The organism is Salinibacterium sp. SWN139, from assembly GCF_015864625.1.
GTDB lineage: Bacteria > Actinomycetota > Actinomycetes > Actinomycetales > Microbacteriaceae > Rhodoglobus.
This window is the reverse complement of sequence record NZ_JADYWV010000002.1, coordinates 778,554-804,451: the sequence shown is the minus strand read 5'-3', so window position 1 is coordinate 804,451 and position 25,898 is coordinate 778,554. Positions and strand designations below refer to the sequence as shown.

Sequence of the window (25,898 nt, the reverse complement as noted above, 5' to 3'; positions counted from 1 at the left end):
ATGAACGCGAACGTCAAGCTGTACTGGATCCTCACGGTTTTCTTCCTCTTCCTCTCCGGTCTTTACACGACCTGGTCGCTCCTCGACGCGAACCACCAGCGCGTGGAGTGGGTCGGCACGATCACTCTGCTGCTGAGCGGTCTGTTGTTCCTTCTCATCGGTTTCTACTTGAGCAAGGTGCACGCGGCTCAGGGCGGCGAACTCGTTGAGGACCGTCTCGATGCAAATATCGAAGACGGCGAAGCCGAGCAGGGGCACTACAGCCCCTGGAGCTGGTGGCCAATCGTGCTTGCCGGCGCTGCCTCGCTCGTTTTCTTGGGCGTCGCTATTGGACCGTGGATCGCATTCATCGGCGGAGGTATTCTCGTCGTTAGCCTCGTAGGGTGGACGTATGAGTACTACCGCGGATACTTCGCCCGCTAAATCTGTGCAGATTCGTTCTGCGACCGCGAACGATGCGGCCTCCGTATTCGAGTTGCTGAAACAACTGGGAACTGAGTACGCACCCGACCGGGCTGCGTTCGACTCCGCCTTCGTGCACGCAGTCGAGGATCGCGCGACAACGCTCCTATTGGTCGCCGAACAGACGGACGGCATTGTTGTCGGCTACGCGTTCGCGACGATCGCACATCTGCTGCACACCAACGGCAGTTCCGCACAGCTTCAGGAACTCGTTGTTGATGGCACCGTTCAGAGCACCGGTATTGGCACACGGTTAGTAGAAGCCGTCGAGGCCGTATGCCTCGAACGCGGCGTACGCCAGCTCACTGTGCCCAGTCGTGGCTCCGCTGACTTCTTTGAGCGTATCGGGTACATGTCGACTGCTGACTTTCTCAAGCGCGTTTTCGACTAAAGCCACGATTCGTGTGTCGGTTCACAACGTTGACTGTGTCGAATGTTGGTTCGCTGAAGGTTATGGTGCTGACGGATCGATCCGCGTGACCCATACTGCACCTGCGAAGGTCGCAGGGACCGCCTGCGAACCGTCGGCCGTCGTGAGGTAGCACTCTCCATCGGCGCTGTGCGTATCGACGACTCTCCCCGGTGCAACCTGAAGCGTGACGGCTATTTCGAGGTTGGCGGCCTCCGCATCGGAAATTCTCTGCACCCGGTAACGTCCCGGTGCAGCGCTAGCGAGACGGATGGCGCCCCGTGCAGTGTTCGTGTGGCCTTCTGCGGTGGGTATGGGGTCACCGTGCGGGTCGCTCGTGGGGAACCCGAGCAAGGCGTCCATCCGGTCTATCAGCGTGTTTGTCGCGGCGTGCTCGAGTCGTTCCGCTTCGTCGTGGACTTCATCCCACCCGTAGTCGAGAGTCGTGACTAAGAACGTTTCGATGATGCGGTGTCGTCGCACCATTGCTATCGCAAGACGCGCGCCCGTCTTCGTAAGCTGGACAGGCTTATAGGGCCGATAGTCGACGAGCTGCTGCGCTGCGAGGCGGTGCAGAGTGTCGGTGACATTGGCGGGGCTGGTTCCGAAGCGGGCAGCGAGTGCTTTCGTGGTGATCGGCGGATCGCCCCATTCAGTGGCGCTCCAGATCGCCTTCAGGTAGTCCTGTGCTACAAAACTTATGGCGTCGACATCGGTGGGCTGCTCGTGCGGGATCGCCCCACTCATGATTCACCCACGATAATCAGCGCAATCAGAATTACGTTGAGCAGCACGATGAGCGCGGTCACGATCCACGCGAGCCAAGTGACAACACGGGGGTTCGTAAACTCGCCCATGAGTTTTCTGTTCTGGGTGTACGCGACGAGTGGAATCAAGGCGAAAGGGATTCCAATGCTCAAGAAAACCTGACTGAGCACCAGAGCGCTAGTGGGGTCGAAGCCGATCGCAAGCACGATGAGCGCGGGAATCAGAGTGACGACGCGTCGTAGTAGCAGTGGCACTCTGAGGTGGAGGAGGCCGGCCATGATCTGTGACCCTGCGTAGGAGCCTACTGACGTGGAGGCTAGTCCGGAAGCAAGCAGCCCGATGCCGAAAACGATGCCGACAACGGGTCCCAGCGCCGCCACAATCGCAGCGTGAGCTCCCTCGATGCTGTCGGTCCCCTCGACGCCGCGAAGGCTCGAAGCTGCGAGAAGCAGCATGGCGATGTTGACCGAGCCAGCGATGACGAGCGCGATCAGTACATCCCAGCGAGTTGCCCGAAGAAGATGAGTAATGCGCGTAGCGTCGATGCTTGCGCCGTGTCTGTCGCGTGCAAGTCCGGAGTGAAGATAGATTGCGTGTGGCATCACCGTCGCACCCAGCATGCTCGCGGCCAGGAGAACTGTCTCAGTTCCTTGGAATCGAGGTACGAGGCCGCCAACGAGTTCGCTGAGGGAGAGTGGGCTGACGACGAGGCCTGCAACGAACCCCACGGTGACAACGGCAAGAAGGCCGATGATCACGAATTCGAATGGTCGCTGCCCCCGTCGTGATTGCACCGAAAGCAAAGCTGTGGAGACAACGCCCATAATCAATCCCCCGAGTGGCAGGGGGAGCCCGAAGAGAATGTGAAGGGCAATCGCTCCACCAATTACCTCGGCGAGATCGGTGGCAGCGGCAATAGCTTCCGCTTGTACCCAAAAAAGTAAGCGTCCGCTCCGAGGTAACCGCTCGCCGAGCAGTTCGGGCAGGCTTTTGCCTGTGACTAAGCCCAGTTTTGCGGAGAGGTATTGGATCAGGACCGCCATCACGTTGGCGACGACAAGCACCCAGACGAGTAGGTAGCCGTATTTGGCGCCCGCTGTCAGGTTGGCTGCAACATTGCCAGGGTCGACATAGGCGATTGCGGCGACAAACGCGGGGCCGAGGAGAAAGAGAAGTCGTTTTTCTGGCCGAGGACTATGGGCCGATGGCTGGGGGAGCGACGGCTCGGGAACCCGCTCAGCACGCACATCACTCATAAAGTTAAACTAACTTAACTTATGAGTTCCCTTCGCCAGCTAGCTCTCGCGCCGTCACTCTGAGTGTGATCGATGAAGAAGACTTGGTGCCCGACCAGCCCTCGGCATCGAGTATGCGCGCCTGGTTAAACGAGTGTGGGCCTTACCGAAACTAGTTCGGTAAGGCCCACAACAGTCATTCAGGGGGAGCAGCTTTAGTGGTGCTCGTCTTTGGACTGTTCGATTTCTTTCTGCGACACCGGCGCGATGCGATCTTCGAAGAACCAGCGCGAGACGGATGCCCGGAAGCGTTGTCCGACGGTGATGCGGCCCTGAGCGTCCGGACGCACCATGAGCGGCTTGTAGTCCTCGTAGCTGACGAGCTTCCACAGTTCGTAGTCGTCGAGCTGCTCGTGCACCTCGATGTATTCACCGTGCGGCAAGCGCACGATGCGACCCGATTCGTAGCCGTGAAGAGCGATCTCGCGATCCTTCTTCTGCAGACCCAAGCACACGCGCTTCGTAATGAAGTAGGCAATGATCGGTCCGAAGATGAGCAGCGCCTGACAGGAGTGGATCACTCCTTCGATGGATAACTTGAAGTGCGTAGCCAAGAGGTCAGAGCTCGCGGCGGCCCAAAGGACTGCGTAGAACGTGACGCCAGCAGCACCGATTGCGGTACGGGTCGGAGCGTTGCGAGGACGGTCAGCAATGTGGTGTTCACGCTTATCGCCGGTGATCCACGCCTCAATGAAGGGGTAGAAGGCAACGATCGCAATGAAGAGGCCCAAGATCACCAATGGAGCGATGATGTTGAACGACCACGTGAAGCCGAACCACTCGGTTTCCCACCCTGGCGGAACGAGTCGGAGTGCGCCGTCGGCGAATCCGATGTACCAGTCAGGCTGGGTACCTGCCGAAACAGGGGAGGGGTCGTAGGGGCCGTAGACCCACACCGGGTTGATCGAGAACGTCGAAGCGATCAGCGTAATGACACCGAAGATGATGAAGAAGAATCCACCAGCCTTCGCAGCGAAGCCAGGCATGACGGGGGAGCCGACGACGTTGTCGTTGGTGCGACCGGGGCCAGCGAACTGGGTGTGCTTGTTGATCACGAGCAGCAGCATGTGAATACCGATTGCAGCGATGATGATCGCCGGCAGCAGCATGATGTGCAGGATGTACAGGCGGCTGACGATGTCGACGCCGGGGAACTCTCCACCAAACAGCAGGTAAGAGATCCACGTACCGATGACCGGAATTCCCTTGACCATTCCATCGATGATGCGCAGACCGTTACCGGAGAGCAGGTCATCGGGGAGCGAGTAGCCGGTGAAGCCCTCGGCCATCGCGAGTACGAAGAGTACGAAGCCGATGAACCAGTTGATCTCACGGGGCTTGCGGAATGCACCGGTGAAGTACACGCGGAGCATGTGCAGACCGATGGATGCCACGAACAGCAGAGCTGCCCAGTGGTGGATCTGGCGCATCAGGAGTCCGCCGCGGATGTCGAAGGAGATATCGAGCGTCGATGCCATAGCGGCCGACATTTCGATGCCCTTGAGCGGCGCGTAGGAGCCTTCGTAGTGGACTTCAACCATCGAGGCTTCGAAGAAGAACGTGAGGAACGTTCCCGACAAAAGAATGACGATGAAGCTGTAGAGAGCAACCTCTCCGAGCATGAACGACCAGTGGTCGGGGAAGATCTTGCGACCTACCTCTTTGACGAGGCCAGAGATGCTGGTGCGCTCGTCAATGTAGTTGGCAGCAGCTCCCGTGAAACGCTGTCCGCGAGTCTTGGGCTGTACGTCCTGGGCGGGGGTGGTTGTCATAGCTTGCGCTCCCAGAAGCTTGGACCGATGGGCTCAGTGAAGTCGCTCTTAGCGATGAGGTAGCCCTCTGAGTCGACCGTGATCGGCAATTGCGGAAGTGGACGCTTCGCTGGGCCGAAGATAACGGCTGCTTCGCGCTTGATGTCGAACTGTGATTGGTGGCACGGGCACAGCAGGTGGTGCGTTTGCTGTTCGTAAAGTGCAACCGGGCATCCAACGTGAGTGCAAATCTTGGAGTAAGCAACGATGCCGTCGTAGTTCCAGTCTTCGCGACCCTCCGATACCTCAAGATCTTCTGGCTTGAGGCGCACGAGGAGAACTGAGGCTTTCGCCTTCTCCTCGATGCGGTGCTCAGAGTCGTTGAGGCCTTCAGGGATGACTTGGAAGGCTGAACCAATGGTGAGGTCCGATGCTTTGATGGGGGTTCCGCTTGGGTCGCGCGTCAACCGCATGCCTTCTTCCCAGAAGGTGTGCTTGAGAAGCGTGACCGGGTTGTCGGCCGGAGCGAGATCACGGAACAACACGATTGCGGGAAGCGGGGTGACAACGAGGGCACCGATGAGCGAGCGACGCAACAGTGTGCGACGGCCAAACCCGGAGTCTTTGTTGCCGAGAGTGAATACCTCGACGGCCTTAGCGCGAGTTTCTTCGCTGCCTCGAGTTCCGTGGCGCTGCTCCACAAGGTCGTGACCCTGCATAAGTGCCTTGGACCAGTGAACGGCACCGATGCCGATGCCGAGTAGACCCAGCGTGATGCCGAGACCCAGGAACAGGGTGTTGTTACGCACCGACTGCATGTTTCCGGGCTCAATCGGGAACACGAAGTAAGCGACAACAGCAAGCACACTTCCCACAATGGAGAGGAGGAACATCGTCGAAACGCGGCGTTCCTGTTGCTTGTCAACCTTGGGGTCGAGATCCGTTACGCGTGGGCGATGCGGGGGGAACCCCGGGTTGGGTACCTCGTCGGTTGCGACGACGGCGGTACCTGCGCTGTGCGCAGGAGCCCCGTGCTGCTCGACGTCCTTACCCGCAGCGGTGCTGCCGGCGGTATCGCCGTGGTCGTCTGCCATTCTTATCCCTTCAACCGTCCGCTGTACAGCGGTCGCTAACTAGTTTGATTTAGCCGTGAGCCAGACCGTGATTGCCACGATCGCGCCAAGGCCGAAGATCCAGATGAACAGACCCTCAGAAACGGGGCCAAGTGATCCAAGCGTGAATCCACCAACAGAGGGCGTCTCATCGAGGTACTTGAGGTACGTGATGATGTCGGCCTTTTCTTCAGGCGTGAGATTCGTGTCGTTGAACACGGGCATGTTCTGCGGGCCCGTCAGCATTGCCTCGTAGGCGTGCTTGGCAGTCACGTCAGCGAGCGCTGGAGCGAACTTGCCCTCGGTAAGCGCGCCACCAGCACCGGCAACGTTGTGGCACATTGCGCAGTTGATGCGGAACAGTTCGGCACCGTTGGAGACGTCATAGCCTTCCCCGGTGAGGTACATGTCAGCGGGAATCGCTGGGCCGGGGCCCTGGGAAGCAACATAGACCGCGAGAGCCTGAATCTGCTCTTCAGTGAACTGAACGGGCTTCTGTTCTGCTTGTGGGCCCGAAATGGCTAGTGGCATGCGGCCAGTACCCACTTGGAAGTCGGTCGCTGCAGCGCCAACGCCGATCAGCGTAGGGGCTTGGGTGGTGCCTTCGAGGTCCAGACCGTGACACGTTGCACAGTTAGCGGCGAAAAGCTTTCCGCCTTCTTCAACAAGTGCTTCGGCGGATGCGCTGGTCTCTGCCGTTGCACTCGAGGTGAACAGCGCGTATGCGCCGCCCGTTCCCAGTAAACCAACGAGCAGGAGGGCTACAGTCGCAAGAGGATGGCGTCGACCGACAGGTTGTGACCTGCGTGACGCGCGAGCTGCCTTGGTGGCCATTACGTCTATTCCGTTCTTATTTGAGCACGTAGATGATGAGGAAGAGGCCGATCCACACTACGTCGACAAAGTGCCAGTAGTAGGAAACAACAATTGCGCTTGTTGCCTCTTTGTGTCCGAAGTTCTTGACTGCGAATCCGCGACCGAGAACCAGCAAGAAGGCGATGAGGCCACCGGCGACGTGAAGTCCGTGGAACCCGGTGGTGATGTAGAACGCCGAGCCGTAGGAGTCGCTCGAGAGGCTCACGTGTTCAGAAACCAGCGTGGCGTACTCGAAGACCTGACCGGTGACGAAGACTGCGCCCATGGAGTAGGTAAGGAAGAACCATTCCGTCATTCCCCACTTACGCATGTCGAAGAGCTTGCCTGTGCGACGCACTTGCATGCGCTCAGCGGCGAAGACGCCAAACTGGCACGTGACCGATGAGAGCACGAGGATGATCGTGATCAGGGTCGCAAATGGCACATTGAGCTTGGCAGTCTGCTCCGCCCACAATTCGGGGGACGTCGACTTCAGAGTGAAGTAGATGGCGAAAAGGCCGGCGAAGAACATCACCTCGCTACCAAGCCAAACGATGGTACCGACCGCAACAGTGTTCGGTCGCTGGACAGACTGGGCTCCAAGAGAGCGGTTGAGGGCAGCTGTGGTCACGTATCTATTATGGCTGATAACTGGGCGTAAGTTTTTCAATCTCCGGCCTGTCGGCTCAGGATCGGTAGGATTTCACTCATGTCTGCATCCCCAACTTGGCCAGAAATCCTTACAACCCTTGTTTCCGGCACTGATTTGTCAATCAGCCAAGCTGAGTGGGCGATGAAATCCGTTATGAACGGAGAAGCAACATCCGCTCAATTAGCAGCGATGTTGATCGCTTTGAGGATCAAGGGTGAGACAGTCGACGAGATTGTTGGTTTTCGGGATGCTGCTTTGGCGAGTGCCGTGCCGCTGCCCGTAGATCCCATGGCTTTGGACATCGTCGGCACCGGTGGAGACCCCTACGGTGCCGTGCTGAATATCTCTTCCGTCGCCTCGATTATTGCGGCAGCGGGGGACGTGCCCGTGATTAAGCATGGCAATCGTGCCGCGAGCAGCAAGAGCGGTGCATCCGATGTGTTGAGTGCTCTGGGGCTCAACCTCGACCTCACCCCGGAGCGGGTAGCCGAAGTGCTCAACGAAGTCGGCATTACCTTTGTCTACGCCGCCCTATTTCACCCCGGTTTCGCGCATGCTGGGCCGACGCGTCGCGAACTTGGGATCCCCACGCTGTTCAACATTCTTGGACCGCTCTGTAACCCCGCCCGCCCGCAGGCCTCGGCTGTTGGTGTCGGTAGTCGCGAACGCGTGAGTCTTCTCGTGGGCGTGTTCCAGACACGCGGTGCGACGGCGCTGGTGTACCGCGGCGACGACGGAATCGACAAACTAACGACCACCGGCCACAGTCACGTCTGGGAAGTGTCGCGGGGATTCGTGACCGAACACGACCTTGATCCTCTGGAATTGGGCATCCCGCGGGCGCCGATCGAAGCGTTGTTGGGCAAGGATCCTGAGTACAACGCCCAGGTCATTCGCTCAATTTTGGCGGGGGAGAAGTCGCCAGCGCGCGACGTCGTGCTGCTGAACGCTGCGGCCGGATTCGCCTCGTTTGAGCTGGCGAAAGATCCCGAACAAAGTCAGCGCCCATTGCTCGCACGGTTGAAAGAGCAGCTTGAGCGCGCCGAGCACGTCGTCGATTCAGGCTTGGCCGCCACGAAACTCGATGAGTGGGTCGCGGCCACGAACCGCTAGTCGGTATCTTCGTCGACCCAGTCAAGGGTCTTGGAGATGGCCTTTTTCCAGTTGCGAATGAGGCGCTCTCGCTCGGCGTCATCCATCTGGGGCTCCCAACGCTCGCCCTCGCTCCAGCGATCGCGCAGTTCATCGAGGCCGCTCCAGTAGTCAACTGCGAGTCCCGCAGCATAGGCCGCGCCCAAGGCTGTTGTCTCTGCGACCTGGGGGCGGATGACCGGCATGTTGAGGATGTCGGCCTGAAACTGCATAAGCGCGGAATTGGCCACCATTCCACCGTCCACTCGCAGTTCCGTCATCGCAACATCAGCATCCGCGTTGGCCGCCTCGATGACGTCGCTGGTTTGGAACGCTGTGGCCTCGAGTGCGGCACGCGCAATGTGGCCCTTGTTCACAAAACGGGTGAGTCCGAGAATCGCTCCCCGGGCATCCGGGCGCCAATGGGGTGCAAAAAGTCCTGAAAACGCGGGCACAAAGTAGACGCCGCCGTTGTCGTCGACGGATGCGGCGAGCGTTTCAACCTCCTCGGAACGCGAAATAATGCCGAGGTTGTCGCGCAGCCACTGGATCAGTGAGCCCGTCACCGCGATCGATCCTTCAATCGCATAGCGAGGAGCCTCGTCGCCCAGTTGATAGGCAAGAGTCGTGATGAGACCGTTCTGCGAACGCACGATGTCAGTGCCCGTGTTTGTCAGCAAGAAATTGCCGGTGCCATAAGTGTTTTTGGACTCGCCCGCGTCAAAAGCGGCTTGGCCAAAGGTGGCTGCTTGCTGGTCGCCCAGAATGCCGGCAACAGGCACTTCGCGCAGCAGGCTTGCGCTGGAAACAGTGCCGAAAACCCCGGAAGAGCTGCGGATCTCGGGCATGAGCGACGCCGGAATGCCTAGTTCAGCGAGAATCTCGTCGCTCCAGGTCAGCGTTTCAAGATCCATCAACAGCGTGCGGCTCGCGTTAGTGACATCGGTGGCGTGAACTCCGCCGTCGGGACCGCCCGTGAGATTCCAGAGCACCCACGAGTCGGGGGTTCCGAAGGCGAGTTCGCCCGCCTCGGCACGCTCGCGAACTCCGTCGACGTTGTCGAGCATCCACACAATTTTGGATGCCGAAAAATAGGTGGCGAGGGGAAGGCCGGTGATTTTCTTGAACTTGTCGGTGTCACCCTCGGCGATGCGGTCGATGATGGCCTGCGTGCGGGTGTCTTGCCAGACGATCGCGTTGTAGACGGGTTCGCCGGTCGTGCGGTCCCAGATAATGGCGGTTTCACGCTGGTTGGTGATGCCGACAGCGGCGATGCTGTGGCGAGTCACGTTTGCTTTCGAGAGAGCTTGGCCGATGACTTCACGGGTATTGAGCCAGATTTGGGCCGGATCATGTTCGACCCAGCCCGCCTTGGGGAAGATCTGGTCGTGCTCGAGCTGACCTGAAGTGACCGGCTTGCCGTCGTGGTCAAAAATAATCGCGCGGGTGCTGGTGGTGCCCTGATCGATCGAGAGTATGTAGTTCACCGGTTCTCCTTAGTTATCCGTCGAGCTCTACGGCGCCGAAACCGCGTTGCCTGAGCCGTGTTGCCAAAACCACGTCACCTAGACAGCGTCGACATAGAGCCACGCACCATTTTCGCGCACGAAACTGCTGTTTTCGTGTTGCTGGTCGGCGCTGCCGTCGTTGCGGTAATGAGCACGAAATTCGACAGTGCCCTGCGAATCAAACATGCTGCCGCCGGTGCGCGCGACGATCTCGAGGCGAAACCAGCGCACATCCGCATCGAGTTCGAGCGTTGCCGGGCGAGTAGACGGATGCCACGTCTGCAGCAAATAGTCGGTCTCGCCACGGACGTAGGCGCTGTAGCGCGACCGCATCAGTCGTTCAGCGGTGGGAGCAAGTGCCTCGCCGCGGTGAAATCGGCCGCAGCAATCGTCGTAGGTTTCCAACGATTGGCAGGGGCATGCTTTCATCCCCCCAGAGTAACTAGTTGTGGAGTGCCGTGCGTTTAGTCGTTCTCGTCGGTCTCGCCGTCGCCGGACGTGGGAGTGGTGAGCTCACACGTGCCGTTATGGTCGACGCAAAAGAGCATTTCTGTTGCCATTAGCTATGTCCTATCGCTAGGCGGCGCTCAAACAGGCGGCCGCGGATGGATTCTGGTTCAATCAGGATGTAGACGAAAGACTCGACGGGAACCCAATCGGGCAACGTCTTGAGCGCTTGAGCTGATACCTGCGAGGCGTCATCGAGTACTGTTGCCAGGCCTCGAGCTACGACGCTCCACACGTCATCCGGAGTCTTCACATCAACTTCGAACGCAACATGCATGTTCTCGGTGAGTTCGTGAAGTTTTGAACCCGATGCGGTGCGAAACAGAATTGTTTTCTTGTCGCAGTAATAGTTGACCGGGAAGATGTCCGGGCGCCCCTCATTGCTGAGGGCGAGATGACCAAAGCTCTTGCTGGCAAGCAGATCCAGGCTTGCCTGATCGGAGAGCTCAATGACAGGACCCTGCGGGGACCAGCCGGCTTCACTCATGTCATGAGACATTGCTGACCTCCGGACGAACAATGATCTTGACGGCTGTTTCTTTGTGATCAATCAGCGTCATGAAGCCCTCGTCGATGAGTTTGTCGAGGTGGATCCGACCCGTGATGAACGGCGCCAGATTGACCTTGCCTTCTTGAACGAGCGCGATAGTTGCAGGGTGATCGTGGGCGTAGGCAATGGTTCCGCGCAGATCGATTTCCTTGAGCACCAGTTTTTGCATGTCCAGCTGTGCCGGGTGTCCCCAGATGGAAACGTTGACGATCACGCCAGTCGGCTTCACCGCATCAAAAAGCTGGTCCAGTACGGCGTTGATGCTCGAGCACTCGAATGCGACGTCGGCGCCGACTCCGTTGGTCAATTCCATGACCTTGGCTACGGCATCCTCAACGCTGGGGTCAATCACGTGATCGGCGACCCCTGTAGAGAGCGCCATTTCGCGCCGCGCCGTGCCTGGCTCAGACATAATGACGGTGATTCCTTCGGCAGAGAGCACAGCAGCGAGGAGGAGACCGATAGGGCCTCCGCCACCGATGAAAGCGACATCTCCGGCTTTCGCGCCACTGCGCACGAACGCGTGATGGCCGACAGCAAGGGGTTCAATGAGCGCGGCCTGATCGAGGGGGATGTCACCGATGGGGTGAACCCAGCGACGTTCAACGACGATCTTTTCGCTCAAACCACCGCCCCCACCAGCCAGCCCGATGAAGCCCATTTTGGTGCAGAGATTGTAGTTGCCAGCGCGACAAGGGGCGCACTCGCCGCACACGAAGTACGGCTCCACGACCACGTTCTCGCCGACAGTGAGATCGGTGACTCCTTCGCCAAGTGCAGTGATTGTTCCTGAGAATTCGTGCCCCATAGTCACGGGTACTTCTTCGTGAGTCAGCGGGTGCGGATGCCCCGCTGCGGGGATGAAGATCGGGCCTTCGAGATATTCGTGAAGGTCTGTGCCACAGATGCCGCACCACGCGACATCAATAGCGACTGCGCCGGGGCGAAGCTCTGGTTTCGGAATGTCATCGATGCGGATGTCTTTGCGACCGTGGAAACGTGCTGCCTTCATGGTTTTCTTCTTTCTGTACGGAGAGCGGATGGAGACAAAACGAAGCCGGGCGGCTCCTGCTCGGTTTAGGCCGAGACATATTCTTTGACAGCGACGGTGATGTCCTTGAGCGCCTTCTTGGCGTCCGCAAAGAGCATCCCCGTCTTGGGATCGGTGAACAGCGGGTTCGTGATGCCCGCGTAGCCAGGCCGCATCGACCGCTTGATGACGACAACGGCTTTGGCATGGTCGGCGTCGAGAATGGGCATCCCGGAGACGGCATTGCCTGGCTTTCGAGCATCCGGGTTGCAGACGTCGTTGGCGCCGATTACGAGAGCAACATCGCAGTTGTCGAACGCTGCATTTGCCTCGTCGAGCTGGAGCATTTGTTCGTAGGGCACGTTGGCTTCGGCCAGCAGCACATTCATGTGGCCTGGCATACGGCCGGCAACCGGGTGAATCGCGTACTTGACGTCGATGTTATGCGCCATGAGCAGGGCAGCAAGCTCCGCGACTTCGTGTTGGGCTTGGGCTGCGGCGAGTCCGTAGCCAGGCACGATCAGCACGTGTTGCGCATAGGCGAGTTGAATGGCGACATCATCGGAGGTGAGGCTCCGCACATTGGCGAGATCCTCAGCCGCGGGTCCTGCCGTCGCCGTAGTCTCGCCGGTGCCGAAGCCTCCGACGATGATCGAGAGCACGGAGCGATTCATCGCTTGCGCCATTTGCAGCGTCAGGATGGTGCCCGCTGCGCCGACCAAGGCACCCGCGATGATGAGCGCCTGATTGTCGATCGCAAAGCCAGCCATGGCCACGGCGAGGCCGGTCAGCGCGTTGAGGAGCGACACGACGACGGGAGCATCGGCGCCACCAATCGCCAGCACCATAAGAATGCCGAGGATGAGTGCGGTCACGAGCACTACCAAGAGCAACAGCGTGTTGTGGGGAAGCATCACTGCCGCAACACTCGCACCGAGCGCGATCGCTGCAACCAGCGCATTGAGCAGACGCGAACCGGGGAACGTGACGGGATTGCCCGGGATGATGCCCTGGAGCTTTCCGGCCGCGATCAGCGAGCCGGAGAAGGTAATTGAGCCGATGAGGACATCGAGCACGACGGGGATAGAGACCGTCAATTCAAGGGGATCGGCACTCGTCGCGAGAATGAACGCGGCGAAGGCAATTGCGGCAGCCGCGCTGCCTCCGACGGCGTTGAACACGCTCACGAGTTGAGGGACATCGGTCATCTTTACGGTGCGAGCACGATAAACCCCGAACACTGCACCGACGAGCACGCCTGCGGTGAGGGCAACCCACGCAATCCATTCGCCGCCATCGACAACGAGGGCAAGCACAATCGTCGCGAGGACCGCAATAACCATGCCGACAGCAGAGAGGCGGTTACCGTTTCGGGCAGTCGCGGGTGCCCGCATCATGTGGAGCCCCACGACGAAGAGCGATGCCGACAGTAGATAGAGAATTCCGACGAGGAACTGGAAACCGGTCATGATGCGTCCTCCGTTGTGGTGGTGTCGACGGTTTTAGGAGGTGTGGGCCGCGTGAACATTTTCAGAATTCGGTCAGTGACGACATAGCCTCCGAATACGTTCGCGGCAGCAAAGGCACCCGCAATGAAGGTCAGGATGTAGCCGGCAGGGGAGTCAGCGAGTGATGCCGTGACAACGGCACCAGCGATTACGACCCCGTGGATGGCGTTAGAGCCCGACATCATCGGGGTGTGCAGCGTCGAGGGAATCTTGCCGATCACTTCGACGCCCACGAGAAGCGCGAGAACGAAGATCGCGAGGTTGCTGTACAAGGTTTCCATCAGTTGGCCTGAGCTTTCACAGTTTCGGTGGAGTCGAGGGGATCGAGGTTGAGGGCTGTGCGTACCGCCGCATTTGCCACATCTCCCGAATGACAAACGACGATGGCTTTGTGCACCTCGTCGGCCGGATCGATCACGATGGCGCCAGCGGGGGCGAGTGCTTCGACGACAGCGGTGATGTTGCGGCCGTACATTAGCGAGGACGAGGCAGGAAGATCAGCGGCGAGATTGCCACCGCCGACCACGACGACACCGTTCGCCGTCGTGAAAGTCTCCCCATCGATTGAGCCGAAGACATTTCCACCCTTGTCGCTCGCACCGAGGTCGACGCAGACGGTACCGGGCTTCAACTCGGCGAGAGTGTCTTGCGAGACCAGCAGCGGGGGAGTGCGGCCCGGCACTTTTGCGGTCGTGATGATGATGTCGAAGGCGACGAGAGCATCCGCAAGTTCTTTCTGTTGGATCGCTTGCTCTTCGGCGGTCATTGCGCGGGCGTAGCCGCCTTCACCAGCGCCGGCCGCAACGGACGACGTGAGGAACTTGGCGCCGAGCGATTCGACTTCGGTGTGGGAGGCTGCGCGAACGTCGTAGCCGGTGACCACGGCACCGAGGCGCTTGGTCGTGGCAATGGCCTGGAGCCCAGCAACACCTGTTCCAATCACGATCGCCTTCGCGGGAGTCGCGGTTCCGGATGCCGTAATCATCATGGGCAAGTAGCGACCGAATTTTTCGGCGGCCACGATGCCCGCTCGATATCCTGCCGCGCTCGACTGAGAGCTGAGCGCATCCATCTGCTGGGCACGACTCAGAGTTCGGGGAAGCAATTCGAGCGCCACGAGCGTGAGCCCTTGAGCCGCCAACGTAGAGACCCGGTCGAGGTTATTGAGAGGGTCAAGAAGTCCAATGACAGCGCTGCCCGACGAAAGAGCGTTAGTGACGTCTGACGCGGGGAGGGATAGGGCGGCGAGTGCATCGCACGACGCGATAATCTCAGATCGCGCGGCGAGAGTGGCCCCGGCGGAGAGGTAGCTCTCATCGGTAAAGCTCGCGTCTGAACCGCACCCGGCTTCAATAAGCACCGAGAACCCTGCCTGAATGAGCTGCTTGGTTGCGCTCGGGTCGAGAGCGACGCGGTGCTCACGCGAGGTTTTTTCGGAGAGAACCCCGATGGTCAGGCTTGTATCTGAGTTGGCCATTGCCATCCTTGGTCGAAACGGAACAAATTCCGCTGCCAAGGTCTGGAGCAACTAGTTAAAGCGTACACCCGGGTTCGCCGCCCGAATCTGAATAGATGCTGAGAGGGTTAGCCTCTGGTCGCCGCGGCGACAATGTGTTGCACCGTGATCTCGCGTCGGCTCACCATCTCTGACGCCGCCCGTAGCGTGAGATTGCAGTCCCGGGAGTATTTGCGGAGGAGAACGAACGCGTCATCCATGCTGAGCGATAGCCCATTCGCGATTACTCCCTTGGCCTGCTCAATGGCAATTCGACTGTTCAAAGCGTTCTGCAACTGCTCTTCGACGACCTGCGCTTGGTGAAGGGCTCGCTCGTGAGTGATTCCGATTGTCGCAACGTCGGCGAGGGCCTGAGCCACAGCCGCATCGCGTGAACTGACCGCTTCACTCGCCGCACGAAAGAGGTTCATCGTGCCGATAACCCTGCCGTGAACTTTCATTGGGATCGACAACAGCGAATTGAACCCCTGATCAACGGCAGTAGCACAAAATTCGGGCCACGCCACTGACGTAGAAATATCGTTGATGGCGACCGCTTCTCCTGTGCGAAAACACTCGATGCATGGGCCTGCTGCGTCAGCGAGCTGCATACTCTCCAGCATCATCGCCGCTTCGCTTGTCGACGTCATGAGTTGGAGATCATCAGCATCATCGACCAGCACTAGGCCGCCGGCATCCATGCGCACAATCTCTGCGCACCGTTCCACAAAGGTGTGGAGAACATCCACCATGTCGTGTTCGGCGGTAAGCGTTTCTGCAACGGTAACGAACGCTGCACTGATCTGGGCCTCGCGGGTTGTGCCGTCCATCTGATCCTTCTTTCCTGCGGGGGAGGTGGTTATTCGGTGACGGGATCGAACTCAAGCACGCGCGTAACTAGGTCACGTGCTACATCATCGACGGGGCGCCCAGTAGAGAATGCATGGGCTTGCAGCCGGGCAAAGGCATCCGGAGCGGAGAGACCTAACTGCGAAATAATGATGCCCGTGGCCTGATGGACTTCGCGCCGAAGGGCTGGTGCTTGTTCAGTCTCTGGCGAACTGTGTCGTTGAGCAGCGTGAAGTGCCCGTTCAACGGCCGTGAGCGCGACATTATTTGCCATGCTTTGAGCATTCGAAACGAAATCGGCGTCGGCCTCGTGAGGCGTGGTTGTGCTCAAGTTGACTGCTCCGACGACGGCGTTGCCGAGCACGAGCGGAAAACTGAAAACTCCGCGGACACCGAGCTCGCGCGCGGCATTCTGGAAAACGGGCCATCCTGTTTCAGAGTCCTGATCGAGATCAGGCCACAACACGGGGGAGCGGCTAGAGAGTGCTTGCCGCGCTGGTCCTTCGCCAAGCTCAAATTGAAGAGCATCCAATCGTGCAGCAAGGCGGCCATTGACGCAGACGGTCAATTGGTTTCCGTATTCATCGATGACTGAAATTGCCACGCCGGTGACGTTGAGCGTCGTTGCGAAAGGCGAGCAGAGGCAATCGTCAGCTGGCGCCGGTGTTGCTGAAACTTCTGGATTCGAAAGCATAATGGCCTTCAACGAGATGGTCACTCAATCAAGAACTCAGGCAGGGTGTGGACGAGTTCGGAAGGTGCTTACCTTCCGGGTGAGAGTTTATCACCGCGAAAGAGAACGCCCGGCTAAAGATAGCTGGTTGAGAGTAGCTGATCGATGATGCCGATTTCATACGTTTGGATGACATTCATACGTTCAGCGGTTGCTCGCACAGTGCTCACGGCGGCGTGTTCGTTCGCATAAGCGGCCATGTGGACGCCGCCGACGTGGTGGGCGCGCATGAGGTTCAGAAACAGTCGGCCCTGCGCCATCCCGGTGGTGGTGGAAAGGGAGGTCATTTGTTCGTCGGTCGCGAGCCCGGTCATATCGGCGGCCGGCATTTCCATCCCCATCCATGCCATCACTGTCTCGGGAGGCGCAGTGCTCTCGCCCCACACGGTAAGCCAGGTGTGCATCACTCCTCGCTCGAACGATTGATTTTGCAGGATGTCGGCGGCCAGTGCTTGAACAGAGTCGCCATTGTTGCGTCCGATCACGCGCTGGCACATGGCGAGGGCCTGCTCATGGTGCAACGCCATGTCTTTAAAGAAGCCGATATCAGTGTCGCTGGGCGTTTCTTCGGCGGCGCTTGCGCCCTCGGTAACGGTAGCGGTAGAGGTCGTACAGGCGGCGAGCGCTGAGCCGGCTGCGGCGAGTATCCCGAACGCGAGAAAGCTGCGGCGGGCGGGGTTCATCGCACCTGGCGCACGCTCTGTCGCCGTGATCATGCCGGGCCGCCACCGGGAGCGGCGGCGTTGTTGCCGCTCAGAGCGTCATCCGCAACATCACCGTGGTAGCAGCCGAGGAAGTAGGGGAATGTGGTCGTGGCGTAGTAACGGTACTGTCCGTCGCTGTCGACACGTCCGTTGCATTCGTCGAGGTCGCCAGAGCCTTCGACATAGCTGTGGGCGGCCCAGGTGTCGGTGGCGAATTGTGATTCGTCGGTGAGTTCCCAACTGCTCGTGAGCTGAGTCGTTTCACTGCACTCGTCATCCGAGCACACGATTCCGGACATGATGGGGTAGCCGTCAGCGGCCCAGCCCACGACGAGTGATTCGCCGGTTTCTACCTCGTCAGCGTCATAGAGACAATCGACACCATCCGCGTAGCCAAACCAATGGATGTGGAAGTCGGTTGGACCGCTGTGGCTGCCGCAGACCGAAAGGGCACCCTCGAGGGACTGCACATCTCCGCCGGTGCCTTCTGTAGGCCCGTAGATCGGTACTCCGTTGACCGCGACGCCGAGGGCACCAAGATAGGGCACAGCGCTTGGCTCGTCTGCTTCGGTGGGGGTGACCGGGATCGTCATGGTCAGTTCGGAGACTTTGGGCGATCCTGGTGTGGTCGCGATGTAGAGATAGTCGGGGATGCTGTTGCTGCTGATCGTGAGGGTGTCACCATCGCAGACTGCCGTGAGTTCGGGATCCGCGAGGTCAGCGTTCGCGCTTTCGACGTCTCGGAAGGTCGCGGCCATGGCGTCGCAATCACCCGTGGAGGCCGCAAAAGTGGCAGTTGAGGCGGTCTCAGCGGCTGTGGCAGTCGCTTCGGGGCTCGCTTCAGCGGTTTCTATCTCAGTGCTCGAGGCTGTAGTGCAACCGGCGAGCGCCATAACCAGCACGCTAGCTGTGGCCATGGTTTTAACAAGTCGATTCATGGTCTCTCCTGATCGTGAGGAGGCCCATGCTGGCGGAAGACTCTATGGATTCTTTATGAAACTTCTGGGATCTGCGGGGGAACATGCCCGGGAGCAGCCTGCTGCGTCTCACCCGATTGCGTCACGCTCGGCTGAGTCAGGAACACGATCAGAACGATGGCACCAGCAATAGGCACGAGGAGCCAGAAAATGTTGGTCCAATTGCGGCCAGTGTCGCGGAGGCGGCGCACAGTGACGGCGAGCTGAGGAATAAGGAGCGCGAGCGACCATGCGGTGCTGAGCCCCACCGAATACCCGAAGTTGGATCCCATGTGGCCAAAATCGTTGCCGCTGCTCGGGTCGAGCGACGCAGCGATTCCGGACGTAATAAAGGAGAACAGCGCGAACCACCAATATTCGGGGCGACTAGCAACCCCGGTGAAATCCGCGTATTTGCGGAATACGGTGGCGATGGACTCAAAGAATGTCACGATCTCTCCCCGGTTAGGTGGCGTGACTCAAGGGTACGGCTTTCGGGGGTGATCGCGCTTTACTGCGAGCCGCAATCTGGACGCTTCCTGAGGAAAAGGTGAAGAATGCCCCCGCTCGAGCGTCGTGAGCGTACCGTGAATAAGGAATGACTTGCTGGCGTTCGCGTCAACCGCCAGAGCGAGCACGCCAGCCGGCGACGCTCAGGGTTGTTCGGCAAGGAGCTAGCGTGCGTCTCACATCCGCCGTCACATTTGTTTCGGATCTCGATCGATCGGTCACGTTCTACTGCGATCTCCTCGGACTCACCTGCTCAATTCTTGACGAGTCGGCGGCTCTGCTTGTCGGCCCCGAGAACTACGAACTCTACCTTCGCGGCAAGCATGCCCAACCGAGTCGCGTTCTCGGCTCTGTTGGCATCCAGTACCTCATTTGGAGCGCAGAAAGCTTGGAGGAATTCGAGCGTTGTGAAGAGGCTCTGCGACGTGAGTCGGTGCATGTTCGTCGCGAACGACTCGATGACTTCGAAGTCGTTGAGGGCCGTGACCCCGACCATCTGCCAGTCATGGTTGTCTTTCCGGGCCCCGACGAGTCGGTGCGGCACGCCATCATTCCGAGAATCTATAGCTGGTAGCTTTCTGCCGCTTGCGTGGTGAACTCGAAGTTTTCCCTAGCTGCGGTCGCCCACATACGCCGAGAGGTATTCACCCGTGAGTGTCGATTTCGCGGCGATGAGATCCGCTGGCGTGCCTTCGAACACGATGTTTCCGCCGTCGTGGCCGGCACCGGGACCGAGATCGATGATCCAATCTGCATGGGCCATTACTGCCTGATGGTGTTCAACGACGATCACGGACTTTCCCGAATCGACGAGCCGGTCGAGCAGGCTGAGGAGTCGCTCGACATCGGCCAAGTGCAGCCCGGTGGTCGGTTCATCCAGAACATAAACATCGCCCTTGTCGGCCATCTGGGTCGCGAGCTTGAGGCGCTGCCGTTCGCCGCCGGAGAGAGTGGGGAGCGGCTGGCCGAGGCGCAGGTAGCCTAACCCGACATCAACGAGTCGGTCGAGGATGGTGTGGGCGGCGGGAGTGCGGGCTTCGCCTTCGCCGAAGAAGGCTTCGGCCTCGGCAACGGACATCCCGAGCACTTCACTGATGTCACGCCCGCCGAGCTTGTAGTCCAGCACCGAGGCCAGAAAGCGCCTGCCCTCACACACCTCACACGGAGTGGAGACAGTGGCCATGACGCCGAGGTCGGTGTAAATTACGCCGGCGCCATTGCAGTTGGGGCAGGCGCCTTCGGAATTGGCGCTAAACAGCGCAGGTTTTACCCCGTTGGCCTTCGCGAACGCTTTGCGGATGGGTTCGAGGAGCCCGGTGTATGTCGCGGGATTGCTGCGACGAGATCCCTTGATCGCAGCTTGATCGACGGAAACAACGCCGTCGCGGGGCACGACGGACCCATGGATAAGGGAGCTCTTGCCGGAGCCTGCAACGCCCGTCACTACGACCAGAGTGCCGAGCGGGATATCAACATCCACATTCTTGAGATTGTGGGTGTCGGCGCCGCGGATTTCCATCACACCGGTGGGGGATCGCACTTCAGTCTTGACCGAGACCCGGTCGTCGATGTGATGGCCGGTGACGGTATCGCTCTGGCGCAAGTCGGCGAAGCTACCCTCGAAGCAGATCTGACCGCCCTCAGTGCCGGCACCTGGTCCGAGGTCGACGATGTGGTCGGCAATCGAGATCGTTTCGGGCTTGTGCTCAACGACGAGCACGGTGTTGCCCTTGTCGCGCAGGCGAAACAGGAGCTCATTCATCCGCTGAATATCGTGCGGGTGGAGGCCAATGGTGGGTTCATCGAAGACGTAGGTGATGTCGGTGAGCGACGAACTGAGATGGCGGATCATTTTGGTGCGTTGGGCTTCACCGCCCGAGAGCGTGCCAGCGGGCCGGTCGAGCGAGAGGTAGCCGAGGCCGATCTCCACGAACGAGTCGAGGGTCTGCTGTAGCGCTTCAAGTAAGGGCGCGACGGAGGGCTCTTTCAGGCCACGCACCCACTCGGCGAGGTCGCTGATCTGCAGGGCGCAGGCATCCGCAATATTGATGCCGGCGATCCTGGATGCTCGAGCGCCCTCGTTGAGTCGGGTGCCGCCGCAATCGGCGCAGGCCGTGAACGTGACTGCCCGATCGACGAAGGCACGGATGTGCGGCTGCATCGCTTCGCGGTCTTTCGACAGCATCGATTTCTGAATCTTGGGGATCAAACCCTCGTAGGTCATGTTGATCGCCTGCATCTTGACCTTGACCGGCTCTTTGTAGAGAAAGTCGTGCAGCTCCGTCTTGGTGTACTTCTTGATGGGCTTGTTGGGGTCGAGGAAGCCTGACTCGGTGAAGATGCGCACCATCCAGCCATCGGCGGTGTAGTTCGGGATGGTGAGCGCGCCCTCGGCGAGCGACTTGCTGTCGTCGTAGAGCTGAGTGAGATCGATGTCGTTGACGGTGCCGCGGCCTTCGCACGTGGGGCACATTCCGCCAGTGATGCTGAACTCGCGCCGCTCTTTGGTAGTGACGCCGCCCTTCTCGAAGGTGACTGCGCCGGCGCCCGAGATGGACGCCACGTTGAATGAGAACGCCTGCGGCGACCCCACGTGGGGATCGCCGAGCCTGCTGAACACGATGCGCAGCATGGCATTGGCATCGGTCGCTGTGCCGACAGTGGAGCGAGCGTTCGAGCCCATGCGCTCTTGGTCAACGATGATCGCCGTCGTGAGGCCCTCCAGCACATCGACGTCGGGGCGTGCGAGCGATGGCATGAAGCCCTGAAGGAACGCGCTGTACGTCTCGTTGATCATCCGCTGCGACTCTGCCGCGATCGTGCCAAAGACAAGCGAACTCTTGCCAGAGCCCGAGACTCCTGTGAAGACCGTGAGCCGGCGCTTCGGGATGTCGACGCTCACATCAGCGAGATTGTTCTCGCGAGCGCCGCGCACCCGAATCAGGTCGTGGCGATCCGCCGCGTGGGCGCTGGGGGAGTCGGGGGTGCTCGTGCTGGCCATTTTGGGGTGCCTCCCTGGAGGTGCGGATGTCGCGGCACTGCGATATCGCGGATGCTTGTGACCATTATTGCGAGTGTTCAGGCGATTGCACGGAGACTCTAGTGTTCCGGTTCTCGCTGTGGGAATCTAAGATGATGATCCGTCACGATAGGGGCCGCGGTTGATTGAGTTTCGCCACCTTTCGAAGCGTTTCGGCGGCAAGCTCGCGCTGGACAACCTGAGTTTCACCGCTGAGCCTGGACGAGTAACCGGTTTTCTGGGGCCGAACGGTTCTGGTAAGACCACGACGATGCGCATCTTGCTCGGCCTTGAAACCGCGACAACCGGTGTAGCTCTGGTTGGAGGGGAGGCCTATGGGCGCATCAAGGACCCGATGTTTCAGGTTGGTGCTCTACTGGATGCCCGCAACGCGCATCCGGGGCGCACCGGCTTTGACCATCTCAGGGCGCTGGCCCTCACCCATGGGATACCCAACGAACGCGTGGAATTTGTGCTCGAGGAGGTGGGGCTCAGCGCTGTGGCCTCTCGTCGCGTCGGTGGGTATTCGCTCGGAATGCGGCAACGCCTCGGCATCGCGGCTTCCATGCTCGGTGATCCTGCCGCGTTCGTGTTCGATGAGCCCGTGAACGGCCTCGATCCCGACGGCGTGATCTGGTTTCGAGAATTGGTGAGGGGCTTCGCGGCGGAGGGCCGAACAGTGCTGCTCTCCTCCCATCTGATAAGCGAGGTGGCGCTCACTGCTGACCATGTCGTGATTGTCGGGCGAGGGAAGGTGCTCGCGGATTCTCCGCTCACGGAACTTGCTCGTCTCCATGGCGCTGAACGAGTCTTGCTGCGTTCTGGGCGCGCGAATGAGCTCATCGCGCCGCTTACTACCCTCGGCGCACGCGTAGAAGCGCAGGCAGACGCGCTCACTATCGAAGGCCTGAGCGCAGCTGAGGTTGGCGATGTAGCTGCTCGTCTCGGCATCCCACTCTCTGAATTGCGAACTCAGATTGACTCTCTCGAAGACACCTATCGGCAGCTCACTGACTCAAGTGTCGAATATCGGACAGGTTCGTAGCGGTGCGCGCGGTTGCTGCTAACCGGGCGCGGGGCGGATTCGCGGTCCCGCGGGCGGCGTGGAGACTCATGCGGTCCGAAGGAGTAAAATTGTGGTCGCTGATCGCGACGCGCGGCGTTGTGGCCGCGCTGGTTCTGCTTCCCATCGTTCTCGGGGCTGTACGAGTGCTCCCTGTCCCTGTCTATACGGATGAGTTAGCCCAGCGCGACGGCACTCCCATACTGTTCGAAGCAATCGCATTGAGCGCCCTGCCGGTGGCGTTTCTTGCTGCCATTCTGGGCGTCATTGCGATGAGTTCCGAATATGCGGCTGATGTACTTTCCGGCTCGTTGACTGCTGTGCCACGACGGTGGGCTTTGATCGTGGCCAAGGTTGCTCCGGCAATGGTGCTCGCTTTTCTCACAAGTATCACCGGGTCGTCCGCCGCAGCGTGGATCGCGTTCGTCACACTCGATTCGCGTGGCTACCTTGCTGCTTCGCTGCGTGAGACGACCGTCGTGATTCTGAGTGTCGCCGGGGGCAGTGTGTTGTTCGCGATTCTGGGTATCGCTGCCGCTGCGGTGTCACGGTCCACAGCGGTTGCGGTGCTGATCGTGCTCGGCACCGTGTTCTTGCTGCCGAGGCTAGTCCTTGTTGTCGCGGGCGAGGCGGGTCTGCGACTCATTGACTGGTTGCCAGCCTCAGCCCTTCAAGCGATGACCACGCATGAGCCAGCCCAGGCAATCGCGACGGACATGTCCCCGGCATCCTCGCTGACGCCGGGCGAAGGCTTTCTGTCGCTGCTCGTGGCTTCGGTTTTCGCGCTCGGGCTATCGATCGTCATCTTCTCTCGACGACGCCTGCACAGCGTTATTGGGGCCGAACGGGTGCGGAAACTGCTGCTTCAGCGTCGAAGGCTGCGAGAGCGTCCACTTCGTTCCAGCTTTGCGGGGGTGCTGCGCTCAGAATCGCTCAAGGCTTTCAGTACGCCCGCGGTGAGATGGCTGCTGGCGCTCAGCTGGGTAGCGAACGTCTGGTTGGCCTGCCAATGGGCGGGGTCCTCTACGCCAGAGCAGCAGCAGGTCAGCCCTCTAATTTCTGGCGACCTTGAGCTGCTCACTTTCAGTCAGGTGAACTTCAGCATCGCTGCGGGGCTTACTTTGAGCCATCTCCTCATCGCTGGCGTGGGAGCGATCATTGCGACGGCTGACTTTTCCACCGGAACAATCCGCCCGGCTCTGACTGCCGTGCCCCATCGGGGTCGGTTGGTTCTCGCGAAAGTGATCGTTTCGGCCACTGCGACGCTGATCGTGATGGCCACATCGCTCATCGTTGCTGCACCGCTAGTCGTGGTCATCTTGCAGCGGCAGGGCTACATTCCTTCTCTGGCAGAGCCAATCGTCGCGTTGTCGATCATCAGCGGCACGCTGAGCCTTGTTCTTACCGCAGTGATCGGCTGCGGAGTAGGCATCGTCGTGCGTTCAGCCGCAGGAACCTTGCTCGCCATAGCGGCAACCTTTATTGTTTTCCCGTACCTGTTGAGCTGGCTGCAGGAACCGACCGCGCGAACACCGTTCGTGTGGTTCGCCAACATCTCGCAGTTGTTTCCGGATCCCGTTGAGGCAGCATGGATTTTTTCCCTCAATTCCTCTTACCAAGTCTTTGACGAAGACAACCGAATGCACTTCTACTCGGAACAAGACATGCCGATGCTTGTGTTGTGGGCACTTGGAGCGGTGCTGCTTGGCTGGCTGAGATTGCGTCGCCGCGGCGTCTAAGCGAGGTTTGTAATGGCGCGCAACGCCAGTAAATGCCGCTCGTACGATCGGTAGCCAGCTGCTGTCGACGTTACCCAGGTTCGCGGGCGTTTGCCGACCGTTCCTTTGATCGCTTTCGCGTAGCCGGCATCCACTAGGTAGCTGATCGCTTTGCTGAGGGCGGAGTCTTCAACCTCCAGCAGAGCCTTGAGCGTGGCGAAGTCAATCTCATTACTGCGCCCGAGCGCTGCCATGAGGGAGAGCCTCACGGGCGTGAGGAACGCGTCATCCAACTGATGGCGGGGATGCTTCATGACGCATCCGGCGCTGGCGCTGGCGCTGGCGCCTGCACTGCAGAGAGCGACGCTGCATCGACAGGTTCTTCAATCACGGGTGCCGGGAGCGCAGCAGCCACGAGCATGATCGCGAATACTGCGATGCCTGACAAGACAGAAACTGCAGGGGAGACGGTGACCGACAGCGGGTTGAGCACGGCGAACAGGAAGAGCGTGCTGGTTGCCAGCGCGAATGCTGTCCACTGAATCCAGCCCCATTCGTAGCCGGCTCGCGGCAGAGTCCAGGGGGACTCGTTCAGAACGAACGAGAGCATGATGCCCACGGACGCTACGAGCATCACGAGCGTCGCGACGATCACGTTAGTACCGGAGGTAACCAGCAGCCCAGCAACCGCCCCTATGATCGCAGTCGTAAATCGAACGGGCCTGCTGAGCATCGCGTACGCTGCCGGCGCCTGATCATGGGGGCGAGGAGTGCGCACTAATCGAATTACTGCAGGGACAACTAACGGAATGAGCGCTGTTAGGGCCACCAGTACGATGAGCCAGCGGGGGTAAGGAATGTCGAACACCGAAAGGCCTGAGAGAGCGGCCATGCCGACAAGCGCCGCGACTAACGGAATCCAGATGAGTCGCGGGAGCGAAGTGCGGATGCCGAATCGCTCGCGAGCGCCGATCGTCAAAGTGCTGAACGCCAAGATAGGCACGATGAGGAGCGACGTCTGAGAAAAATTACCGGGGTGATTGTCGCCTGCTGTGCCGGCATCCGCGGAGAACGCGAACAGGAAGACCGCTATGTAGATCGGAGTCATCAGCCCGGCCCAGAGCTGGAACCACGCGAAGCCGCGCGACGGGCCGCGCTGCTGCACAGAGTCCCTCATGCTCGCGTGCTGCTCGAGTAGTTGAGAAGCGTCTTTGCCGGTCGGGGCCAGAGACGCGTCGGTGGCGCTAGGGGAGTCGTGAGATTCACTTTCCATCTGGAAAGCGTAACAGAAGTGAGATTTGCACGAATACGTT

27 protein-coding genes are annotated in these 25,898 nt (G+C 59.8%); 6 read left to right on the top strand and 21 right to left on the bottom strand.

Translation table 11 applies throughout. The annotated features are described in order from the left end of the window. Complete coding sequence (locus I6E74_RS09000; protein ID WP_197124878.1) at positions 1-423, top strand: cytochrome c oxidase subunit 4; 423 nt, start codon at positions 1-3, stop codon at positions 421-423. Continuing rightward, entirely contained in the window at positions 392-853 is a 462-nt protein-coding gene (locus tag I6E74_RS08995) for a GNAT family N-acetyltransferase (protein WP_231604857.1), read from the top strand. Before I6E74_RS09000 ends, I6E74_RS08995 begins: the two co-directional genes overlap by 32 nt. A 60-nt stretch (positions 854-913) precedes the next feature. Here I6E74_RS08995 and I6E74_RS08990 read toward each other — a convergent pair whose 3' ends face one another. The 6 genes from I6E74_RS08990 to I6E74_RS08965 form a co-directional block, all read right to left on the bottom strand. Then, positions 914-1,618 carry a metal-dependent transcriptional regulator gene (locus I6E74_RS08990; protein ID WP_197124876.1) on the bottom strand — a complete coding sequence of 235 codons (705 nt, stop codon included), beginning with the start codon at positions 1,616-1,618 and terminating at the stop codon, positions 914-916. Next, positions 1,615-2,895, bottom strand: coding sequence for an Nramp family divalent metal transporter (locus tag I6E74_RS08985; protein WP_197124874.1), 1,281 nt, complete (start codon positions 2,893-2,895; stop codon positions 1,615-1,617). Before I6E74_RS08985 ends, I6E74_RS08990 begins: the two co-directional genes overlap by 4 nt. A gap of 194 nt (positions 2,896-3,089) precedes the next feature. Further along, positions 3,090-4,706, bottom strand: a complete 1,617-nt coding sequence (locus tag I6E74_RS08980) for a ubiquinol-cytochrome c reductase cytochrome b subunit (RefSeq protein ID WP_197124872.1) — start codon at positions 4,704-4,706, stop codon at positions 3,090-3,092. Next, positions 4,703-5,779 (bottom strand): ubiquinol-cytochrome c reductase iron-sulfur subunit, encoded by a 1,077-nt coding sequence (locus tag I6E74_RS08975; protein ID WP_197124870.1) that lies wholly within the window; start codon positions 5,777-5,779, stop codon positions 4,703-4,705. The genes I6E74_RS08980 and I6E74_RS08975 overlap by 4 nt, the downstream gene beginning before the upstream one ends. A 39-nt stretch (positions 5,780-5,818) precedes the next feature. Continuing rightward, positions 5,819-6,631: a c-type cytochrome gene (locus I6E74_RS08970; protein WP_197124661.1), complete on the bottom strand. Its 813-nt coding sequence runs from the start codon at positions 6,629-6,631 to the stop codon at positions 5,819-5,821. A 16-nt stretch (positions 6,632-6,647) separates the two neighbouring features. Further along, on the bottom strand, positions 6,648-7,283 hold the full coding sequence (locus tag I6E74_RS08965) for a heme-copper oxidase subunit III (RefSeq protein WP_197124659.1): 636 nt from the start codon (positions 7,281-7,283) through the stop codon (positions 6,648-6,650). Positions 7,284-7,361: 78 nt separating this feature from the next. Between I6E74_RS08965 and trpD the strand changes: the two genes are divergently transcribed. Continuing rightward, entirely contained in the window at positions 7,362-8,417 is a 1,056-nt protein-coding gene (trpD, locus tag I6E74_RS08960; protein WP_197124867.1) for an anthranilate phosphoribosyltransferase, read from the top strand. Here trpD and glpK read toward each other — a convergent pair. The 12 genes from glpK to I6E74_RS08900 all read right to left on the bottom strand — a co-directional run bounded on the left by glpK (position 8,414) and on the right by I6E74_RS08900 (position 18,727). Beyond that, positions 8,414-9,922, bottom strand: a complete 1,509-nt coding sequence (gene glpK / locus I6E74_RS08955; RefSeq protein ID WP_197124865.1) for a glycerol kinase GlpK — start codon at positions 9,920-9,922, stop codon at positions 8,414-8,416. The genes trpD and glpK overlap by 4 nt on opposite strands. 78 nt (positions 9,923-10,000) lie before the next feature. Next, positions 10,001-10,372, bottom strand: coding sequence for a YchJ family protein (locus I6E74_RS08950; protein WP_197124863.1), 372 nt, complete (start codon positions 10,370-10,372; stop codon positions 10,001-10,003). Between the two features lie 130 nt (positions 10,373-10,502). After that, on the bottom strand, positions 10,503-10,949 hold the full coding sequence (locus I6E74_RS08945) for a pyridoxamine 5'-phosphate oxidase family protein (protein WP_197124861.1): 447 nt from the start codon (positions 10,947-10,949) through the stop codon (positions 10,503-10,505). Continuing rightward, the gene (locus I6E74_RS08940; protein WP_197124859.1) at positions 10,939-12,012 is read right to left on the bottom strand and encodes a 2,3-butanediol dehydrogenase; all 1,074 of its coding nucleotides are present in this window, start codon (positions 12,010-12,012) and stop codon (positions 10,939-10,941) included. Before I6E74_RS08940 ends, I6E74_RS08945 begins: the two co-directional genes overlap by 11 nt. Positions 12,013-12,077: 65 nt before the next feature. After that, entirely contained in the window at positions 12,078-13,499 is a 1,422-nt protein-coding gene (locus I6E74_RS08935) for an NAD(P)(+) transhydrogenase (Re/Si-specific) subunit beta (RefSeq protein WP_197124857.1), read from the bottom strand. Continuing rightward, the gene (locus tag I6E74_RS08930; RefSeq protein ID WP_197124855.1) at positions 13,496-13,819 is read right to left on the bottom strand and encodes an NAD(P) transhydrogenase subunit alpha; all 324 of its coding nucleotides are present in this window, start codon (positions 13,817-13,819) and stop codon (positions 13,496-13,498) included. The genes I6E74_RS08935 and I6E74_RS08930 overlap by 4 nt, the downstream gene beginning before the upstream one ends. Next, the gene (locus I6E74_RS08925) at positions 13,819-15,015 is read right to left on the bottom strand and encodes an NAD(P)(+) transhydrogenase (Re/Si-specific) subunit alpha (RefSeq protein ID WP_197124853.1); all 1,197 of its coding nucleotides are present in this window, start codon (positions 15,013-15,015) and stop codon (positions 13,819-13,821) included. The genes I6E74_RS08930 and I6E74_RS08925 overlap by 1 nt, the downstream gene beginning before the upstream one ends. Positions 15,016-15,122: 107 nt before the next feature. Next, positions 15,123-15,863: a GAF and ANTAR domain-containing protein gene (locus I6E74_RS08920; RefSeq protein WP_197124851.1), complete on the bottom strand. Its 741-nt coding sequence runs from the start codon at positions 15,861-15,863 to the stop codon at positions 15,123-15,125. A gap of 29 nt (positions 15,864-15,892) precedes the next feature. Continuing rightward, positions 15,893-16,576 (bottom strand): GAF and ANTAR domain-containing protein, encoded by a 684-nt coding sequence (locus I6E74_RS08915; RefSeq protein WP_231601178.1) that lies wholly within the window; start codon positions 16,574-16,576, stop codon positions 15,893-15,895. A gap of 113 nt (positions 16,577-16,689) precedes the next feature. Then, positions 16,690-17,331 (bottom strand): DUF305 domain-containing protein, encoded by a 642-nt coding sequence (locus I6E74_RS08910; RefSeq protein WP_197124847.1) that lies wholly within the window; start codon positions 17,329-17,331, stop codon positions 16,690-16,692. After that, positions 17,328-18,257, bottom strand: coding sequence for a YHYH protein (locus tag I6E74_RS08905; protein ID WP_231604855.1), 930 nt, complete (start codon positions 18,255-18,257; stop codon positions 17,328-17,330). The genes I6E74_RS08910 and I6E74_RS08905 overlap by 4 nt, the downstream gene beginning before the upstream one ends. A 53-nt stretch (positions 18,258-18,310) precedes the next feature. Next, positions 18,311-18,727: a DUF805 domain-containing protein gene (locus I6E74_RS08900; RefSeq protein WP_197124845.1), complete on the bottom strand. Its 417-nt coding sequence runs from the start codon at positions 18,725-18,727 to the stop codon at positions 18,311-18,313. 227 nt (positions 18,728-18,954) lie between these two features. On the opposite strand from I6E74_RS08900, the gene I6E74_RS08895 reads away from it, so the two are divergent. After that, entirely contained in the window at positions 18,955-19,359 is a 405-nt protein-coding gene (locus I6E74_RS08895) for a VOC family protein (protein WP_197124843.1), read from the top strand. A gap of 36 nt (positions 19,360-19,395) precedes the next feature. On the opposite strand, the gene I6E74_RS08890 is transcribed toward I6E74_RS08895, so the two are convergent. Beyond that, positions 19,396-21,786: an excinuclease ABC subunit UvrA gene (locus I6E74_RS08890; protein ID WP_197124841.1), complete on the bottom strand. Its 2,391-nt coding sequence runs from the start codon at positions 21,784-21,786 to the stop codon at positions 19,396-19,398. 160 nt (positions 21,787-21,946) lie between these two features. On the opposite strand from I6E74_RS08890, the gene I6E74_RS08885 reads away from it, so the two are divergent. Continuing rightward, entirely contained in the window at positions 21,947-22,849 is a 903-nt protein-coding gene (locus I6E74_RS08885; protein WP_197124840.1) for an ATP-binding cassette domain-containing protein, read from the top strand. A gap of 68 nt (positions 22,850-22,917) precedes the next feature. After that, positions 22,918-24,606: a hypothetical protein gene (locus tag I6E74_RS08880; protein ID WP_197124838.1), complete on the top strand. Its 1,689-nt coding sequence runs from the start codon at positions 22,918-22,920 to the stop codon at positions 24,604-24,606. Here I6E74_RS08880 and I6E74_RS08875 read toward each other — a convergent pair. After that, complete coding sequence (locus I6E74_RS08875; protein WP_197124836.1) at positions 24,603-24,899, bottom strand: transcriptional regulator; 297 nt, start codon at positions 24,897-24,899, stop codon at positions 24,603-24,605. The two genes, I6E74_RS08880 and I6E74_RS08875, sit on opposite strands and share 4 nt — an antisense overlap. Beyond that, positions 24,896-25,858, bottom strand: coding sequence for a hypothetical protein (locus tag I6E74_RS08870; protein ID WP_197124834.1), 963 nt, complete (start codon positions 25,856-25,858; stop codon positions 24,896-24,898). The genes I6E74_RS08875 and I6E74_RS08870 overlap by 4 nt, the downstream gene beginning before the upstream one ends. Between the last annotated feature and the right edge of the window lie 40 nt (positions 25,859-25,898).